Source organism: Mesorhizobium sp. M5C.F.Ca.IN.020.29.1.1, from assembly GCF_003997375.1.
GTDB classification, from domain to species: Bacteria; Pseudomonadota; Alphaproteobacteria; order Rhizobiales; family Rhizobiaceae; genus Mesorhizobium; species Mesorhizobium wenxiniae.
In genome coordinates this window covers 13,184-27,302 of record NZ_RZSW01000006.1, presented here as the reverse complement: position 1 = coordinate 27,302, position 14,119 = coordinate 13,184, and the positions used below count along the sequence as shown (strand labels likewise).

Below are 14,119 nucleotides of genomic sequence, written 5' to 3'. Positions count from 1 at the left end.
GTTGAAGCAGTGGTGCGGCCCGGGAACCGCGCGGGGAGGTCTATGCGTTGGCAGAGACTGGGATGGAGCTGCGCGGCAAGTTCGCGAATGTGGACCTGGATGCGCTGGTCGACAACCGGGTCGTGCGGACCTGGCTTTATTTCGGCATGTTCTGGCTGATGGTGACGCCATCCGTCGGCGTCCTGATCTCGAGCACCTTCAACTACCCCGACTATCTCGGATCGGGAAACCTCGAGCTCACCTTCGGCCGGCTGCGCCCGGTCCACGTCAACGGTGTCATCTTCGGCGCCTTCTCGACGCTTTTCATCGGCCTTTGTTATTATCTCGTGCCGCGTCTGTCGGGGGTGCGGGTGATATGGTCTGAGTGGTCGGTTCTCCTCGCATGGGTCTGGAACGTCGCAACGCTTGCCGGTTTGGTCGGCTTGCTGTTCGGCGACAGTGACGGTTTGGAAGCCGGAGAGTTTCCGCTCTATGCGAAGGTCGCATTCTTCATCGTAGTGGCTGTTGCTACCGCGCAATTCCTGATCACGATCAGTCGAAGGCTCGAGCCGGCGATCTATGTCGCACTATGGTACTTGATCGCCACTTTCGTGTGGACGACGATGAACTTCGTGCTTGGAAGCTTCATCCTGCCGTACACGATCTCGGGCATCAACAGCGCCGCCTTCCATGGCCTCTATCTCCACTACATCGTCGGGCTGTGGCTAACGCCCGCGGGCTACGTGATCATCTACTATTTCCTGCCGATCAGCGCGCGAAATCCGCTCTATGCCCATAAGCTCTCGCTGGTCGGCTTCTGGTCCCTGGCATTGTTCTACCCGTTCGTCGGCATCCACCATTACCTCTACAGCCCGATCGCGGACTGGGCCGAGACCTTGGCGGTCGTCACGTCGATGCTGCTGATCATTCCGGTGTGGACGGTGCTGGTGAACTTCTTCGGCACCATGATGGGCAAGTGGCATGAGTTCGGCAGGAACTTGCCGGCGAAGTTCCTGATCATGGGCTCGCTCATGTATCTCGTCGGCTGCTTCCAGGGCTCGACCGAGGCGCTGCGGCAGCTGCAGCAGCCGACCCATTTCACCGATTTCGTCATCTCGCATTCGCATCTCACCGTGTTCGGCACCTTCGTCGTCTGGGCGATGGGGGGCCTCGTCTATACTTGGCCGCGGCTGTTCGGGCGCGAACTCTGGTCGTTCAAGCTCGGCAACTGGTCGTTCTGGCTGATCACCGTCGGCATCGCGACCATGGGCCTGGTCCTCACAGCGGGCGGGCTGCAGCAGGGTTATCAATGGATGAATGGGGTCGAATGGCTCGACTCGCTCGTCTGGGTGAAGCCCTACTGGCTGGCGCGGACCCTGGCAGGCATCAGCATGGATATCGGTATGTCGCTGCTGGTGGTGAATCTGATGCTGACCGCACTGACCAGCCCGGCGGCTGAGGCGCGACGCGTCCGCGGGCCGGTGGAGGCGCCTATCCCGGCCCCGGCCGGAGGGCCCGCGCAGTGAACGTTCGCTTCTTCGCGCTGTTCGCCGGCGTCTTCTGCATCACCCTTGCGGTGATCACGCAGGGCGTGCTGCCCTTCGTGGAGCCGTCCTCGCGAACTACGCGCGTGACCTCGGTGGTGCGCACGGATTTCGGCCAGCTGAAATGGACGGTTTCAGAGGCGACGGACTACACCGAGCAGCAGCGTCGCGGCCGCAACGTTTACCTGCGCGAAGGCTGCTGGTATTGCCATTCGCAATTCGTGCGGCCGGTGACCGGCGAGATCCGCCGCTGGGGACCGGTCAGCGAGGCGGGCGAATACGCCTATGACGTGCCGCACCTGTTAGGCACACGCCGGATCGGGCCGGACCTGACGCGCGTCGGCCTGAAATACAGCGACGAATGGCACCTGGCGCACTTCTACAATCCGCGGATGCTGGTGCCGGACTCGATAATGGCGCCATATCGCGGCCTCTTCCACGAACCCGATGCAGCCGTCCGTATCGTTGACGACGGCACTGGCAATCGGACCCTGGAAAGGACAGAGGTCACCGAAGGCCTTTTCGACTTCGACAGCCAGCAAGCGATCCAGCTGACGCCGAATGCGTACGGGTTGCTGTTCGTGCCGCTGAAGGCGCGCAAAAGAAAGCCGATCATCCTGACGCCGAACGAAGAATACACAGGAGAAACCGTCAGCATCGCGGCGGAGACGGAAACGCTGGCGGCGCTCGTTTCCTACGTCCAGAAGCTCGGCACGAACCGGGGTAAATGGCGCGATCTTTTCGAGCCGCAAAGCCTGGAGGTCATGGATGCGACCATGCCGCGCTCCGAGGAATGGATTGCCTATGGCAAGGAAGTCTATGAGCGCCGCTGCATCGGTTGCCACGGTGCCAAAGGCGACGGCAACGGGCCGGCCGCCACCTTTATGTTTAACCAGCGGCCCAGGGACTTCACGTCCGCAGTCTTCAAGTTCAGGTTGACAAAGGAGCCCCTGCCCACGGACGGCGACATGCTGCGCACCATTACTCGCGGCATCCGCGGCACGGCAATGCCCCCGTGGTACGACCTGCCGCTCAACGATCGGCTGGCGGTGATCCAGTACATCAAGTATGAGCTGGCGGTTGACCGTTCCGACCCCGCCAGTCCTTACGCTTTCTTCGTCGAGGAACCGCCTGGCCCACCGTTGTATATCGGGCGACCGCCGACCCCGTCGCAGACGATGCTGGACCGTGGCAAGGAGGTTTGGCAGGTGGCGAAGTGCTGGGAGTGCCACGGCCAAGGTGGCAAGGGCGACGGCGAGAAGGCTGCCGGCCTCAAGGATGATCTCGGGTTCGCCACCGTGCCGGCCGACCTCACCAGCGGCCAGTTCAAGTCTGGCCCGGCCGTCGAAGACATCTTCCGGACGATAACTACGGGCCTCAGCGGCACGCCGATGCCGTCCTATCGGGATTCCCTTCCGGACGAGGACCGGTGGGCGCTTTCCTATTTCGTGGTGGCGCTTTCCGCCTATAAAGACCCGCTTTCGCTGCAGCCGCTCTCGATCAAGAAGGAGGCCCGCGCGGCGCTGAACGATCTGGAACTGGTCGCTGACAAGCCTGAGCGAGCCTATGTGCCCGATCCGTCGGTGCCGGCGTCCGGCCCGCCAGCGCCGCCTGGCGAGGAACAGGCGCCCGCAGGAGGATAGCCATGCTCGGTTTTGAAGTTACCGGACCCTATGCGGGCGCCATGATGATGAGCCTGGCGGCCCTGTTCTTGTTCATCTGGGGTGTCCTATCCGGCGCGTTGAGCGGCACCGACAAAGCCGCCAACGGGTTTTTTGAAAGGGAAATGGAAAATGAGCGATCTGCAGAGCAGCGATCCGGAGAGCCCGACGCATCCGGAACTGGAAGTGCGTCAAAGCTCGCACCCTGAACTGGAAGACTATGCCGGCGGCCTGATACAGGCGCGTGTGGGATTCATTCCCATATGGCTTCTCGTCGTCTACTGCCTGCTGTTCGCCTGGGGGCTGTATTACATGTATGTCTATTGGGGCGGGCTCGGTCCCGGCCGTCTGTTCTAAGAAGACTGTCGCAAGGCTGGTAAGGCAGGAGTGATGGAGATGTTGGTAGCCAGAATTCTTCTTGGGGTCGCCGCATTGAACCTCCTTTTCCTGGCCTTCGAGGTGGCGACAAACGTGCTTCGTCTTTATTTCGGCTAACATAGGAGCAGCGGATGCTACAGGACACCGTTTTCCAGCTCGCTGACGTCGGCTTGCCGCAGATGCTCGGCTTCCTCATCTATGGCGGCTGCACCGTCGGCTTTATCATCTATCTTGTCTATCTTGTGCGGCAATAGCGGCGCGGACGCGGCGCTGCGAAAACACCAATGATCTACTACCTCGTGATCTTCGCCGCTGGATTTGCAGGCAGCTTTCATTGCATCGGCATGTGCGGCGGCTTTGCCTGCGCACTGGGCCGCGATCAGCGAGGCGGAGGCGCAACGATCCTTCGCCACCTGCTCTATAATACCGGCCGATTGACAACCTATTGCTTTCTGGGCGGGCTCGCGGGCGCGATCGGTCAGGTCATCTGCACCACGCAAGGTCTAACGGCGGCGCCGCTCTTGAACGGCTCCCTAGACATCGCCCAACGAATTCTCGCGACCGTCGCTGGCCTGCTCATGATTGCCATGGCATTGCAGTTCTTCGGCTTGCTGCAGGTCTTTCATCGCCTTGCGATCGGATTTGGCGGCAGCACATTTGCATTGTCCCTGCGCGGTCTGTTGGCCGCCCGGAGCAGCGCCGCACCGCTCGCCTTTGGCGTTTTCAACGGCTTCCTGCCATGTCCCCTGGTCTATGCCTTCGCCGCCCAGGCGGCGAGCACCGCCGGAGCGCTTCCCGGGTTTCTCGTCATGGCATGGTTCGGACTGGGAACCTTCCCCGCGATGTTGATGATGGGCGGCGTTGGCCGGATACTCGGGCCAGCCTGGCGGCGGCGCGGCGTGCGGCTGGCTGGTGGCTTTATTCTTTTGCTCGGTCTCATCACGCTCGGCCGTGGTCTCCTGCCTTCCGACGCGCATATCGGCCTTGCCTGGCTGGGCGGACACGCATGACTGCGCATGGCGATTTCCTCTGTAGCCATTGTTCGCTGCCCGTCGGCCTGCGCCCGATGGAGCGCAGGCTCAACGGTGAGGCTTGCGCGTTCTGCTGCTACGGCTGTTGCATCGCCTTTCAGGTGAAGAGCGGCAGACACGAAGAGTGGGAAGCCGCATGGCTTCTGATCCAGCTCGGCGTGGGAGGCTTTCTCTCCATGAATATCATGATGTTCAGCCTCCTCCTCTATTCGGACGCGTTCACCGGCGTCGATGCGGGCGTGCTGCCGTGGATTCACCTTTTGCTCTGGATCTTCGCGACGCCGGCGGTGGTGATTCTCGGCGGACCCTATCTGCGCGAAATGTGGCTCAATGGCATTCAGGGACGAGTGACGTCGTCGGCACTCATCGTGCTTGGCGTCGCTGCCGCTTACCTCTATTCGGCATTTGCCGTGTTCGAGGGCAGCACGCATGTCTATTTCGACACCGCCGTGATGGTACTGATGCTATTCACCGCTGGCCGCTATCTCGAGGCTGTTGGCCGCGCCAGGGCGGCGCGCGACCTCGAACCTCTTCTGGCCGCAGAAAGCGAGAGCGCGACCGTGGTCGATGGCGCGGCAGAGATCCGCCGTCCGGTGCGGGAGGTGTCGGCCGGCATGCTGGTGCGGGTCCGGCCAGGCGAGCGCATTCCGGTCGACGGCGTGGTTGTCGAGGGGGAATCGAACACCGATGAAGCCGTGATTACCGGAGAAAGCCGGCAAGTGACAAAGGGCGCCGGCTCCAAGGTGATTGCCGGCAGTATCAATATCGACGGCCCGCTCCTGATCCAAAGCAGCGGTGACGGAACTGCAACCCGCTGGGCGGGGATTTGCCGGTCGGTGCGCGAAGCGCTGGGCCGTCGCAGTCCAACCCAGCGCCTTGCCGATCGGATCGTTGGCGTGTCCGTGCCGCTCGTCCTCGCCCTCGGCGGGCTAACGATCGTTTACTGGGCGCAGTCATTGCCGTTCGATGGGGCGTTGCTGATTGGCCTCTCGGTACTGGTGGTTGCCTGTCCTTGTGCCGTCGGCCTCGCTGCTCCGATGGCGACATCACTCGGCATCGGCCGGCTGGCGCGGCACGGCTGCCTCGTCCGCGACCCCGGCGTGCTCGAGACCCTCGCGCGTGTCCGGCTGCTCGCCTTCGACAAGACCGGCACTCTGACGGCGGGCAAAGCGCGTCTCGTCGGCGTCGACTGCGAGGAGGTCGGCATCGACGAAGTACTGGCGCGCGCCGCCGGTCTGGAGCGCCTTTCCGAGCATGGTCTGGCGCGGGCCATCGCGGCAGCCGCCGCTCAGCGGGGCATCACGCCGCTCGTCACCCGCGATGTCCGGACGGTTCCCGGCCGTGGCGTCCGAGGCAGTGCCGAAGGCCGGCCCGTGGCGGCAGGGAACGGCAGACTGATGAATGATCTGGGCTGGCCGCTTCCCCCGTCGCTTGCCGAGCGCGCGCGGTCGCTGGAGGCGAGCGGTCATTCGGTGGTCTATCTCGGTTGGGGCGAGCAGGTTCACGCCGTGCTGTCACTCGATGATTCACCGCTTCCCGAGGCGCAGGCCGCGATCGCGGCTCTGCGTGAGCGCGGGCTCGACGCCACGCTGTTGACCGGCGACTTGGCGCAAGCGGCGGAGCGGATCGCGGTCCTGGTCGGGATCAAGGACATCCAAGCTGGCCTTTCGCCGGAGGCCAAACGGCTGGCCCTGGATCGGCTCCGCCATGGCCACAGTTCGGTGGCGATGGTCGGCGATGGACTGAATGACGGGCCGGTCCTGGCCGCCGCAGATGTCGGTATCGCCGTCGGCTCCGCCACCGATCTCGCCCGCGAGACTGCGGCGCTCGTGCTGCCTGCTGACGGATTGTGGATGCTGCCCTGGATCGTCGACGTGGCCCGCGCGGTCCGCAGGACCATTTTGACCAACCTTATGTGGGCGTTCGGCTACAACCTCGTCGCCCTGACGTTCGCAGCATTCGGACTTCTGCAGCCGATCCTTGCGGCGGCGGTCATGGCCGGCTCGAGCATTCTCGTGGTGGTGAATTCGCTGCGGCTGGAGCGGCTGCCCGATCCTGTTCCAGCGCTGATCCCGGAGCAACGATCCGGTGCCAAGGCGGAGCGTACCCAGCATGGTGCCGGCATTTCCGCAATGGCCGGCCCGGCCGTCGAGCGGAGTTGAGTTTCGTTTCAGCCAAACACGTCGTGCGTGAACGCGTCATACCAGCCTTCCGCCGCGCGCGCAGCCTGCCGGCGGACCTCGGAGCTTTCCTCGACCTTGCTGATAAAGCTAATGACGCTCTTGAGCTTCCCATCGACGGGCTTGAAGCTGATGGCGTTGCTGAACGCATCGTCCGGGGCGAGATAGGTGTAGCAGGTGTTGAACAAATGCGCCGGGAAACGCGCTGATCCGGTGAGATCGGCCGCGATAGCAAAGGCGCAGGCTTTGGCCTGGCTGTTGGCGCAGAAGGCGGATTTCGGCATATCCCAGCCGATGATCGCGTCGCCGACCAGATGGACGCCGGGCTGCAGCGCCGATTCGAAGGTGACCGGATCAACCGGACACCAGCCCGACTGATTGGCGAGCCCTGCCTGCTGCGCCAAGCGCCCGGCCATTTGCGCCGGGATGACATTGGCCACCGCGGCCTTGAATGTTGCTCCCTCGGTGATCACCGACCGGGTCTTCGCGTCGATCGCCGTGACCCCGCCAGTGAACTGGGCCGGTAGCCATTCGATCATTCCCGGATAGTGGCGGTTCCAAGCGTCCTGGAACAGGTCCTGCGCGTTGAAGCTGTCTTTCGCATCGAGGATCAGAATTTTGGCCTTGGGTTTGCGGCGCTGGAAATAGGATGCGACGAGCGAAGCGCGCTCGTAGGGGGCTGGCGGGCAGCGAAACGGATTCGGCGGAGCAACGAGCACGAACAGCCCGCCGTCCTCCATGCTTTCCAGTTGCTGGCGCAACAGCCTGGTTTGCTGCCCTGCATTCCAGGCGTGCGGCATGATCTCCATCGCCGCTTCGTCATAGCCGTTAAGCGCCCGATCCCTGAATGCGATGCCTGGCGCAACAACGAGACGGTCGTAGCTGAGCTTCGACCCGTTGTTCAGCGCAACGGTTTTCACCGCCGGGTGAATCGCCGCGGCGGACTCATGAATGACGGTGATGCCATTTTGTTTTGCCAGCGCTTCATAACCATGACTGAGCGATTCGAACGGGCGCAGCCCGGCGAGATAGAGATTGCTGAAGAAACAGGTCGCGTAGCTCTGCCGCGGTTCAACCAGGGTCACTTCGATAGCCGTGGCGGTGGCGGCGAGATATTTGGCGACCGTTGCTCCGCCGATGCCGCCGCCGATCACGACGACACGCGCCTTCGCCTGACCCCGCGCCTTCGGCTGGTTGAGCGCCGTTAGCAATGCTGCTCCGGTGAGGCGGGCGAACTCGCGACGCGTCCAGGATTTCATGGCGCGTTACTTTCCCTGCGCTGCGACATAGCGCGCGACGCTCGCGATCTCCTCGTCGTTGAGCGACAGCGCGATAGCGTGCATGATGTGATTTGGACTCTCGCTCGCCCGGTAGGCAAGCAGGGCGTTGGTGAGCCTCTCCTCACCAAGCCCGATGATGCTGGGAATGATTGCGCCGCCGCCATCGAGGCGATGGCAGGACGCACAGGTCGCGGCGAGTTGAGCGCCTTGATCGGCCTCCTCCGCCGCGCCGGATTGGCTGACGAGCAGCACGAGGCCGGCGGCAATCGCAGATCTCGCGACGGGGCGCATGCTGAATACCCGTCTGTTTCGGAGTTTTCGGGTCACGCTCCTGCCCAGCTCTTCACATCAATTCGCGCAGCTGAATTGCGCCACCACCTCAACCGACCGTGAGCTGGTGCGACAACGCAAAGACGGCACCGCCATCTTCTTCCCAAACGAAATCGAGCCGGCCGCTCTCCGTCGCGCGCAAGGAAAATTCGAAGAACGGGTTGGCCGAAATCGCCTCGTGGAGATCGACACTGAACACCACGGTTTCGTTGTAGCGGCAGACAAACTTGTTGATGATCTTGCGCGGGATCACATTGCCTTGATCATCATGGCGCAGCCCTGTTTCCATCTCATGGCTGATGATGGTCTTGACCTGAAAAATCTCTCCCTTCGCCGCGGCGCTCGGCACGATCACGCGTGGTGTCGGGGTGGTCACTGTCTCTCTCCGATCTCAGGCACAGCCATCCGTGGCGACACGGACCCACGTCGTGGTCATCAGCAAATTGCCGTCATTCATTTCGGCAACAGCGATGACATGTTGCGGTCTGGCAAGACGGATGCGTGTCGACACGCGAGGTAGACTGCGTTGGGGGACGAAATGGAAACTGGCGACTTCGATAAGCGGGTTCCGCGGCGCGAACACGCGCATTTGCCTCACATGGTCGGCCTCAGTCATTGGGCTGTCGATGTAAAGGCTCATGGGCACGGTATAGCCGGTCGGGAAGTCCGTCGGCATTATCAGGTGCAGGCGATCCGACACCGTGGCCGTCCGTCCGGTGAGCTGTTCGACGAGATCCAGCGCTTCATCGTTCGCGCGGGCGCTCTGCAGCGAGAAGAGCGAAACCCCGGCAAACCCCACACTCCCGGCGATCAAGACATCGCGGCGCGTCAAGCTCATCGTCCCGGTCTCCAAACCCTGCCACTCTTTAGGCCATTCCAAGAACACATCGGCGGCGGCGGGCGGCGCACTCGGACATATCAGTGCGGCTGCTTCTACCAAATTTAGCACCGACAACCGCTGGGAGCAATCTCGGGGAAGTTGGACACAGGGCTGCGAACTCGGGTTAACGGGCTTTAGGGATTGCGGTTGATCTGATTTCCAGGGGCTTCGATTCAGAGCCCTGCCATGCCCCTTGCCGCCCTCGAAGGATTTGAGAAGCCGCGCCTGAAGGCGCTTCTGGAGCATTTCGCCTCGATCGAAGACCCGCGGGAGCCATGGCGGGTGGCGCATCCGCTGCCGGAGTCCTGCTTCTGGTTGTCTGCGCACGATCTGCGACTGCGACGACTATGATCTCATTGCCGATTGGGGCGCGGCGCGTCTCAACTTCCTGCGCCGCTACTTGCCCTATCATCACGGCGTGCCGGGCGGGCGCTGGCTGACCTGCGGATGAACCGCATCGACCCGGGCCTGTTCTCGGCCGCCTTCACTTCACGCCTTCCAGCTGACCTCAGACGATACATAGCCGGCCTAAACGGACTGCAGCTATCCACTCTTCTGCGACCTTCCCGCGCCGATTTTTAGGAGGTCAATCGGAAAGAGCAACTAGCGCCAATTCCGGACCAACATCGAGGTGAACCCTGTCGGTCGCCTCTCCGATCCGTTAGCCGGCCTTCGTGTTGCTTCGCGGCAAGTACCACACCCAGGGGTTAGCGGTTCGACGTCGCTGCGGGCGAACATAGTAGAACGGTGTCGGCCGATCATTGTCAAAGATCTGACCGTCATCGAGCTTTCCTGAAAGACAAAGGTCGCTTGGACGTGGGTGCGAGATTGGCATTTTCCAGTGTCGCTCGCGACGCCGGACGCAGAGGTCCAACATTGTTTTTCGTTCTTGACGATCGATGATCATCGACAGCGGTCCCGTGAATCTCATCAAAGCGTCGCGCTTCTCGCCATTTCCGGCTGCGGCCGGTGAAGCGCCGCGCCCTGGACATATTCTCGACTGAAAAACGCCCCGAAGCGCCCGGCAACCGACCGATTGGGAACAATATTAGCTGTTTCAAGGTTGGGGATGCGCAAGGGACTGCTCTACGGAATCATTGTCCAGATGAAACGTCATTTTCGGATTCTTGTGGGTGCCACGGTCGGCCTCACATTGACACCTGCTCCGCTTCCCGCACTTTCGCGCGACGCCCAGCCGCTCGCGGCACCCGTCATTCTGGCCCAAGCCCAGTCGTCCGAAGAGGAAGAGCTGCTGCGCAGGAAGAAGAGAAAGGGGGCCGAACGCGACGAGCAGCGGACTCCCCATGCAGAAAGGCCGGCGCAGCGCGAGCGGGCCAAGCGGCCTGCGTCGCGGGAGCGCGAAGCCATCAAACGGCGTGCCGCCGAACCTGAGCCGGCGATCACCGAGGAACGCCAGAAGCGGCGCAAGGAGCGCGAAACCGTCAAACGGCGTGCCGCCGAACCCGAGCCGGCGATCACCGAGGAACGCCAGAAGCGGCGCAAGGAGCGCGAAGCCGTCAAACGGCGTGCCGCCGAACCCGAGCCGGCGATCACCGAGGAACGCCAGAAGCGGCGCAAGGAGCGCGAGGCCGCCAGACGGCCTGCCGAACCCGAGCCGGCGATCACCGAGGAACGCCAGAAGCGGCGCAAGGAGCGCGAGGCCGCCAGACAGCCTGCCGCCGAACCCGAGCCGGCGATCACCGAGGAACGCCAGAAGCGGCGCAAAGAGCGCGAAGCCGCCAGACAGCGCAACGCCGAACCCGAGCCGGCGATCACCGAGGAGCGCGTGAAGCGGCGCAAGGAGCGCGAAGCGGCGATGCGTCGTCCCGAAAACGCCGCCAGGCTCTTCGACAGCGCCAAGGAAAAGCCGGTGAGGCGCAAGACGGGCGGCGCCGAGCCGGATCAGCCCGCTCGGGCCAGGGCCGAGCGGCTGCCCGAAAGCGACGCCGCGGCGCAGGCGCGAGCCTCGAGAGATCCAGTGCAAATCGGCTCCGTCATCTCCGAGGAAGGCCGCCGCATCGAACGCCCGCGCAGGGAGCGTCCCGAGGTTCCGCAGGGCGCGGAACTCGTGCGCGAGGTCAACAACCGCTTCATCTTCCGAACCGACAACACCTATTTCATCGAGCGGCCTCGCGAGGAGCGCTTCATCATCGACGCGCGCGAGGTCTACTACGAGGAACTGCCGCGCAGCCGGCAGCGCGAGGTTGTGGTCCGTCCCGACGGGACGCGGATCGTCACGATCCGCAACCGCTGGGGAGATGTCGTGTGAAGATTCTGCCCGACGATCGCGAGATCGTCCTCGTCTATGTCGAAGACGACTATTACGACGAGGTGCTGGAATGGCGCGATCCCGGCCTCGAACTGCCGCCCCTCGACCTCGACATTCCGGTTCGCGACTACATACTGGACGCGGAATGGGTTGAGGACCCCGAAGACTACTATACATTCCTCGACCAGCCGCCGGTCGAGCTGGTGGAGCGCACCTACTCGCTTGACGAGGTCCGGCGTTCGGCGCGCATCCGCGACAAGGTCAGGCGCATCGATCTCGATATCATCAATTTCGAGTTCGGCTCGGCCCAGATCCCGGAGAGCGAGATCGGCAAGCTCGAAGGCGTCGCCGAGGCCATGCAGCGCCTGCTCAAGGAGAACCCGGGCGAGACCTTCCTGATCGAGGGTCACACCGACGCGGTCGGGGCGGAGGTGGCGAACCTGGCGCTGTCGGACCAGCGGGCCGAGGCGGTGGCGACCGCGCTGACCAACGTCTTCGACATAGCGCCCGAGAACATGGAGACGCAGGGCTATGGCGAGCAGTACCTGAAGGTTGAAACCCAGGAGCCCGAACGCGAGAACCGGCGCGTCGCGATCCGCCGCATCACGCCGCTGGTCGCACCCGTGGCGAGCTCCGAATAGGCCCACCCTTGTTTTGAGCCTGCCGGGAAGGTAGCGCCAGGCTCAGCGTATCGAGCGGGCCAAATAGACGACACGCATCCAGCCCGGTCAAGATCCGCTTCCGCCACCTGTTGCGATATTGAGGTCGAAATCGAGCAACAACTGGATTGGGTCAAGCCCTGCCCTGCTTGAGTGAACCGGATTAATTGGCGCCGAGGAAGTGGGCGGCGCCCGGGCGTGTTAGAGCTGGCGAAGACCTTGCCGGGCGGGCCGATCTCGTTGATGCGGCCTTCATGAAGGACGGCGCGGCTGGCGAAACGCATTGCATTGAGTGACCAGCGTTATGCCGTCGGGACGAGGGCGAGCACCTCGGCAACCAATTCGGGGTCAAGTGCGGAGATCGTCGATGGCGCCCCGGTTAGGCGCGAAGAACCTCACGACCGGAAAGGGATCGTGGTTCGGAACCGATTTGCAAGCAAGGCTGGGGCGACAAGATAAAGGACCATGGCGATCATCACGACGCCGGAGAACCCGATATGCATTGCAAGCAGCGTGGCGAGAATCGCGCTCAGCACGGACGCACAGCCGTTGATTCCCCACGCCCAGGGAATGAATGTTTCCGAACGCGCGCCGACATGCCCGAGGCCGAGGGGAAACGGCATGCCCATAAAAAGAGCGAGCGGCGCTATGAGAAGGAGCGCGATGGCGATCTTCGCGGCGTCCGGGAACGCCAGCAGCCTTTCGAATACTGAGGGTAGCGCGAGAAGGTAGGTGGCAGCCAGGACCGCGATAACCCCGACAGCGAGGGCGATGCCGCGCACCGCCGATCCGCGCCCGACAGCCGCTGCCCAGCGTGCGGCAACGGCGCTACCGAGACCGGCGAAGGCGAGGAAGCCCGCAAGCACGACAGCGACAGCGTAGAACGGATGACCGAGGAACAGCACAAAGCGCTGGATGAAGGCGATTTCGATGAAGAGGAAGGCTAGCCCCAAGGCAAGGAAGTAGAGCCCGAAGCGCAGCCGGTGCAAAGCTTTCCCGAGCGCGTGTCTGCGAATCCATAGCGGCAGGAGAATCAGGACGGCGCTGAGGATGGCAGCCTGGACCAGAGTCGTCACGAGGATCAGGTAGCTCCAGTCGAGCATCGCTGCCCCGCCCTGGGTGCGCAGGGCTAGGAGTTCGGGCAGGGCGCGCCAGCGGAAGAAGTCGAAGAAATAGGGCCGGTTGTCGGTGGCCGGTGCGATGGCGAACTTGTAGCGCTCGATGAAGTCGGCGCACTCAGGGCCGAGGAGGGCGAGGGCTCCCTCGTAGAGATATTCCTGATCGAGCTGGTTGAAGTGGTTCACATCGCTCGCGGAGATGCCTGGCACCCAAGAGATGTCGAAGAAGTTCTCGGCCGCGAAGCTGCGAATGGCCGCAATGTCTTCGCCTTTGAAGGGCGACTTGGCGACGAGCAAAGTAGCGGTATTCCAGCTCCGGATCAGCGCCAGGTGCCGGCCCGGCTCGGCCACGCCTTCCGCCTCGAGCGCTGCTATGGCGGTGGTGAACAGCTTAAGGCTGTCACGCGGCGGCACTCGCAGCCATCGTGTGATAGCGACGACACCATCTGGTCTGAGAATCGCGAGGTAATCCCGCATTGCCTCCACGGTATAGGTATAGTTTTCATGCAAGCTCTGCACGCCAGCCGCGGCCGCGCTGAAGGAGTCAAGGAGCGGCATCTGGATCAGGTCGTAACGCTCGCCGGCAGTCGCAGCGAAGGCGCGCGCCTCGGCCAAATGCAAGCGCAGGTTCGGTCGGCTGAAGATACCGCCAGCGAAGTCGGCGAAGCGATTCCGAGCCAAGTCGATCATTTGCGGGTTGACCTCTACCGCATCCACCGTACCGGCCCCGGCGCGCAGCGCCAGCAGCACCTGCTCGCCGCCCCCGGCGCCGAGGATTAGTACCCGCGGCCGCTCGAGGATGTGGTACGG

General features: G+C 63.2%; 13 protein-coding genes and 1 pseudogene. 9 read left to right on the top strand and 5 right to left on the bottom strand.

The features are described 5' to 3' along the window. Positions 1–62: 62 nt before the first annotated feature. From EOA85_RS01320 to EOA85_RS01295, 6 genes are all read left to right on the top strand, one after another. A complete protein-coding gene (locus EOA85_RS01320) occupies positions 63–1,505 on the top strand; it encodes a cbb3-type cytochrome c oxidase subunit I (RefSeq protein WP_095517298.1) in 1,443 nt (480 codons plus the stop codon). Then, positions 1,502–3,166: a cbb3-type cytochrome c oxidase subunit II gene (locus EOA85_RS01315; protein ID WP_127208046.1), complete on the top strand. Its 1,665-nt coding sequence runs from the start codon at positions 1,502–1,504 to the stop codon at positions 3,164–3,166. Before EOA85_RS01320 ends, EOA85_RS01315 begins: the two co-directional genes overlap by 4 nt. Positions 3,167–3,316: 150 nt before the next feature. Then, positions 3,317–3,541, top strand: coding sequence for a hypothetical protein (locus EOA85_RS01305; protein WP_065007038.1), 225 nt, complete (start codon positions 3,317–3,319; stop codon positions 3,539–3,541). 152 nt (positions 3,542–3,693) lie between these two features. Continuing rightward, entirely contained in the window at positions 3,694–3,816 is a 123-nt protein-coding gene (locus EOA85_RS39760; RefSeq protein WP_280950298.1) for a hypothetical protein, read from the top strand. Between the two features lie 30 nt (positions 3,817–3,846). After that, a complete protein-coding gene (locus EOA85_RS01300; protein ID WP_127208045.1) occupies positions 3,847–4,572 on the top strand; it encodes a sulfite exporter TauE/SafE family protein in 726 nt (241 codons plus the stop codon). A gap of 56 nt (positions 4,573–4,628) precedes the next feature. Further along, complete coding sequence (locus tag EOA85_RS01295) at positions 4,629–6,755, top strand: cation-translocating P-type ATPase (RefSeq protein WP_127208060.1); 2,127 nt, start codon at positions 4,629–4,631, stop codon at positions 6,753–6,755. Positions 6,756–6,763: 8 nt separating this feature from the next. On the opposite strand, the gene EOA85_RS01290 is transcribed toward EOA85_RS01295, so the two are convergent. The 4 genes from EOA85_RS01290 to EOA85_RS01275 form a co-directional block, all read right to left on the bottom strand. Beyond that, a complete protein-coding gene (locus EOA85_RS01290) occupies positions 6,764–7,927 on the bottom strand; it encodes an NAD(P)/FAD-dependent oxidoreductase (protein ID WP_245485557.1) in 1,164 nt (387 codons plus the stop codon). A 111-nt stretch (positions 7,928–8,038) separates the two neighbouring features. After that, positions 8,039–8,344: a c-type cytochrome gene (locus tag EOA85_RS01285; protein WP_127208043.1), complete on the bottom strand. Its 306-nt coding sequence runs from the start codon at positions 8,342–8,344 to the stop codon at positions 8,039–8,041. Between the two features lie 88 nt (positions 8,345–8,432). Then, a complete protein-coding gene (gene soxZ / locus EOA85_RS01280; RefSeq protein WP_127208059.1) occupies positions 8,433–8,735 on the bottom strand; it encodes a thiosulfate oxidation carrier complex protein SoxZ in 303 nt (100 codons plus the stop codon). 39 nt (positions 8,736–8,774) lie between these two features. Then, a complete protein-coding gene (locus tag EOA85_RS01275) occupies positions 8,775–9,221 on the bottom strand; it encodes a thiosulfate oxidation carrier protein SoxY (RefSeq protein ID WP_065007034.1) in 447 nt (148 codons plus the stop codon). A 228-nt stretch (positions 9,222–9,449) separates the two neighbouring features. Between EOA85_RS01275 and EOA85_RS01270 the strand changes: the two are divergent. The 3 genes and pseudogenes from EOA85_RS01270 to EOA85_RS38525 all read left to right on the top strand — a co-directional run. Then, positions 9,450–9,737: pseudogene (locus EOA85_RS01270) on the top strand (transposase family protein); the annotation flags it as partial. 631 nt (positions 9,738–10,368) lie between these two features. Beyond that, positions 10,369–11,532 carry a hypothetical protein gene (locus EOA85_RS38530; protein ID WP_245485556.1) on the top strand — a complete coding sequence of 388 codons (1,164 nt, stop codon included), beginning with the start codon at positions 10,369–10,371 and terminating at the stop codon, positions 11,530–11,532. Continuing rightward, positions 11,529–12,173 carry an OmpA family protein gene (locus EOA85_RS38525; RefSeq protein ID WP_245485555.1) on the top strand — a complete coding sequence of 215 codons (645 nt, stop codon included), beginning with the start codon at positions 11,529–11,531 and terminating at the stop codon, positions 12,171–12,173. Before EOA85_RS38530 ends, EOA85_RS38525 begins: the two co-directional genes overlap by 4 nt. A 413-nt stretch (positions 12,174–12,586) precedes the next feature. Here EOA85_RS38525 and EOA85_RS38015 read toward each other — a convergent pair whose 3' ends face one another. Then, the gene (locus EOA85_RS38015; protein WP_206523218.1) at positions 12,587–14,059 is read right to left on the bottom strand and encodes a hypothetical protein; all 1,473 of its coding nucleotides are present in this window, start codon (positions 14,057–14,059) and stop codon (positions 12,587–12,589) included. Between the last annotated feature and the right edge of the window lie 60 nt (positions 14,060–14,119).

What these genes read in the sequence shown, in the direction of transcription:
- EOA85_RS01285 (WP_127208043.1), bottom strand. Translation starts at nt 8,344, where the DNA reads ATGCGCCCCGTCGCGAGATCTGCGATTGCCGCCGGCCTCGTGCTGCTC.
- EOA85_RS38530 (WP_245485556.1), top strand. Translation starts at nt 10,369, where the DNA reads ATGAAACGTCATTTTCGGATTCTTGTGGGTGCCACGGTCGGCCTCACA.
- EOA85_RS01300 (WP_127208045.1), top strand. Translation starts at nt 3,847, where the DNA reads ATGATCTACTACCTCGTGATCTTCGCCGCTGGATTTGCAGGCAGCTTT.
- EOA85_RS01295 (WP_127208060.1), top strand. Translation starts at nt 4,629, where the DNA reads ATGGAGCGCAGGCTCAACGGTGAGGCTTGCGCGTTCTGCTGCTACGGC.
- EOA85_RS01320 (WP_095517298.1), top strand. Translation starts at nt 63, where the DNA reads ATGGAGCTGCGCGGCAAGTTCGCGAATGTGGACCTGGATGCGCTGGTC.
- EOA85_RS01305 (WP_065007038.1), top strand. Translation starts at nt 3,317, where the DNA reads ATGAGCGATCTGCAGAGCAGCGATCCGGAGAGCCCGACGCATCCGGAA.
- EOA85_RS01275 (WP_065007034.1), bottom strand. Translation starts at nt 9,221, where the DNA reads ATGAGCTTGACGCGCCGCGATGTCTTGATCGCCGGGAGTGTGGGGTTT.
- EOA85_RS39760 (WP_280950298.1), top strand. Translation starts at nt 3,694, where the DNA reads ATGCTACAGGACACCGTTTTCCAGCTCGCTGACGTCGGCTTGCCGCAG.